This is a genomic window from Sphingomonas sp. CCH9-F2 (assembly GCF_001556735.1).
GTDB lineage: Bacteria > Pseudomonadota > Alphaproteobacteria > Sphingomonadales > Sphingomonadaceae > Sphingomonas > Sphingomonas ginsenosidimutans.
Window position 1 is genome coordinate 1 of sequence record NZ_LSJO01000536.1, and the last position, 2,732, is coordinate 2,732.

The window sequence follows — 2,732 nt, forward strand, 5'->3', positions numbered from 1 at the left end:
CGATGCGGCGGGCACCGGCGCGTCGGCCAAAAAGCAAACGCCCGGGCCGTTTTCACGACCCGGGCGCCTGCGTGACGATTGCTCGTCAGCCCCCTAATCCAGTCCCCTGGCCCGCGCGCCTCGTCATGCGAAGCGGAGCCTGGCGACATTCCCCGAACCACGGCCGTTGCCTGTGTGCCAGTGCGGTTCGTATGCCGGGGCCATGGGGGCGCTGTCACCCTAAATGAACGGGACATAAACCGATTGTGGCCGCGCTGTGTCGATTCCGCCACACGCCCCGTTGCGCGGCTGTGCCGGCCGTCCTACAGGCGCGGGCATGTTGCTGTCGCGCTATGAGAGCATGATCGCGCGGCGGTATCTGCTGCCGGGCAAGGGTGAACGGTTCATTGTGCTGGTGGCGGGTTTCTCGCTCGGCGCGGTGATGCTGGGGGTCGCCGCGCTGGTGATCGTCATGAGCGTCATGAACGGCTTCCGTGCCGAGCTGTTCGACAAGATCGTCGGGCTGAACGGCCATGCGGTGGTGCAGGGCTATAACGGCCGCCTCGCCGACTGGCGGCGCGTCGTGAAGGAAGCGACCGCCACGCCGGGGGTGACCAGCGCCGTGCCGCTGATCGAACAGCCGCTGTTCGCCACCTATAACGGGCGCGCCGAATTCATCCTGTTGCGCGGCATGCGCGTGGAGGACATCCGCGGCAACCCGACGATCCGGTCGAAGGTGGTGGCCGGCGATCTCGACGCGGTCACCCCGGGCAGCAACAACGTGGCGATTGGCGCGCGGCTGGCCGAGGCGCTGGGCGCGACGATCGGTTCCGAAATCTCGCTGGTCAGCCCGCAGGGGCAGACGACGCCGTTCGGCACCGTCCCGCGCATCGTCAACTATCGCGTCGCGGCGATCTTCGAAGTCGGCATCTACGACTATGACAAGGCGTATGTGATGATGCCGCTGCCCGATGCGCAGACCTTCCTGCTGATGGGCGATGCGGTGGGCATGGTGGAATTGCAGACCGTCGATCCCGACCGCGTCGGCCCGATCCTCGCCCCGCTGGCGCGCAAGGTGCAGGGCGTCGGCGTCGTCGCCGACTGGCGCCGCCTGAATGCCGAGCTGTTCGACGCGCTGGCGGTGGAGCGGGTGGCGATGTTCGTCGTGCTGTGCATCATCATCCTGGTGGCGGCGTTCAACATCGCCTCCTCGCTCATCATGCTGGTCCGGTCGAAGACGCGCGACATCGCGATCCTGCGCACCATGGGGGCCAGCCGCGGCGCGATGCTGCGCATCTTCATGACGGTGGGCACCACTATCGGCGTGCTGGGGACGATCGCCGGGCTGCTGCTGGGCGCGGTGTTCCTGTTCTTCCGCCAGTCGGTGGTCAATTTCGTGCAGCTGGTGACGGGGCAGAACCTGTGGGACCCGTCGATCCGATACCTCACCGAACTGCCGTCGAAGCCAAACCCCGTGGAGATCACCGCGATCGTCGTCATCACGCTGGTCATGACCTTCCTCGCCACCGTCTACCCGGCGTTCAAGGCGGCGAGCACCGATCCGGTACAGGTGCTGCGCTATGAGTGACGCCGTCCTTCAGACGACCGGCCTCGCGCGCAGTTTCACGCAAGGGGAAACGACGATCCACGTCCTGCGCGGCGTCGACCTGTCGGTCGGGCCGGGGGAGATCGTCGCGCTGCTCGGCCCGTCGGGATCGGGCAAGTCGACGCTGCTCCAGGCGGTCGGCCTGCTGGAGGGCGGGTTCGCCGGGTCGATCCGCATCGCCGGGGTGGAGGCCGCGCAGCTCGATGCCGCCGGGCGCACCGCGGTGCGCCGCGACCAGCTGGGCTTCGTCTATCAGTTCCACCACCTGCTGCCCGATTTCAACGCGATCGAGAATGTCGTCCTGCCGCAGCTGATCCAGGGCGCGACCCGCGCCGCGGCGGAGGAGCGCGCCGCCGCGCTGCTGTCCGCGTTGGGCGTCGGCCACCGGCTGACGCACCGTCCGGCACAGCTGTCGGGCGGTGAGCAGCAGCGCGTCGCGGTCGCCCGCGCGCTCGCCAACCGCCCCGCACTGGTGCTGGCGGACGAGCCGACCGGCAACCTCGACGAGCGCACCGCCGACGTGGTGCTGGCCGAATTCCTGCGGCTGGTCCGCGGCGAAGGCTCCGCCGCGCTGGTCGCGACGCACAATGAACGGCTGGCGGCGAAGATGGACCGCGTCGTCCGCCTGCATGAAGGCATGCTGGAGGAGGCGGGGGCGTGAGCAACCCGTGGCGCACCCCGCCGACGCTGCGCGGGCGCCACGTCACGCTGCGTCCGCTGGTCGCGGCCGATGCCCCCGCGCTGGCCGAGGCGGCGGCGGACGGCGACCTGACCGAATTGTTCTTCACCAACGTATCCGGCATGACCGATCCGGAGGGGTTCGTCGCCGCCGCGCTGCGGGAACAGGACTATGGCCGGGCGCTGCCACTGACGGTCGAGACGCCCGACGGCCGCGTCGTCGGCCTCACCCGCTTTATGCGAATGCACGAGGCGCATCGCCGCGTGGAGATCGGCGGCACCTTCTACGCCCGCTCGGTCCAGCGCAGCGGGGTGAATACCGAGGCGAAGCTGCTGCTGCTGACCCACGCCTTCGACGTGCTGGGGTGCCAGGTCGTGCAGATCCGCACCGACTGGTTCAACAAACGGTCGCAGGCCGCGATCGAGCGGCTGGGCGCGAAGCGCGACGGGGTGCTGCGCGCGCACCAAT

Annotated in this window: 3 protein-coding genes; all 3 read left to right on the forward strand. The window is 69.1% G+C overall.

Going from position 1 to position 2,732, the window contains the following annotated elements:
- Positions 1-316: 316 nt before the first annotated feature.
- Positions 317-1,567, forward strand: a complete 1,251-nt coding sequence (locus AX685_RS15050) for a lipoprotein-releasing ABC transporter permease subunit (protein WP_066490121.1) — start codon at positions 317-319, stop codon at positions 1,565-1,567.
- Entirely contained in the window at positions 1,560-2,246 is a 687-nt protein-coding gene (locus AX685_RS15055) for an ABC transporter ATP-binding protein (RefSeq protein WP_066490122.1), read from the forward strand. Before AX685_RS15050 ends, AX685_RS15055 begins: the two co-directional genes overlap by 8 nt.
- A partial coding sequence (locus AX685_RS15060) for a GNAT family N-acetyltransferase (protein ID WP_066490123.1) occupies positions 2,243-2,732 on the forward strand: 490 nt, incomplete at its 3' end. The genes AX685_RS15055 and AX685_RS15060, both read left to right, overlap by 4 nt.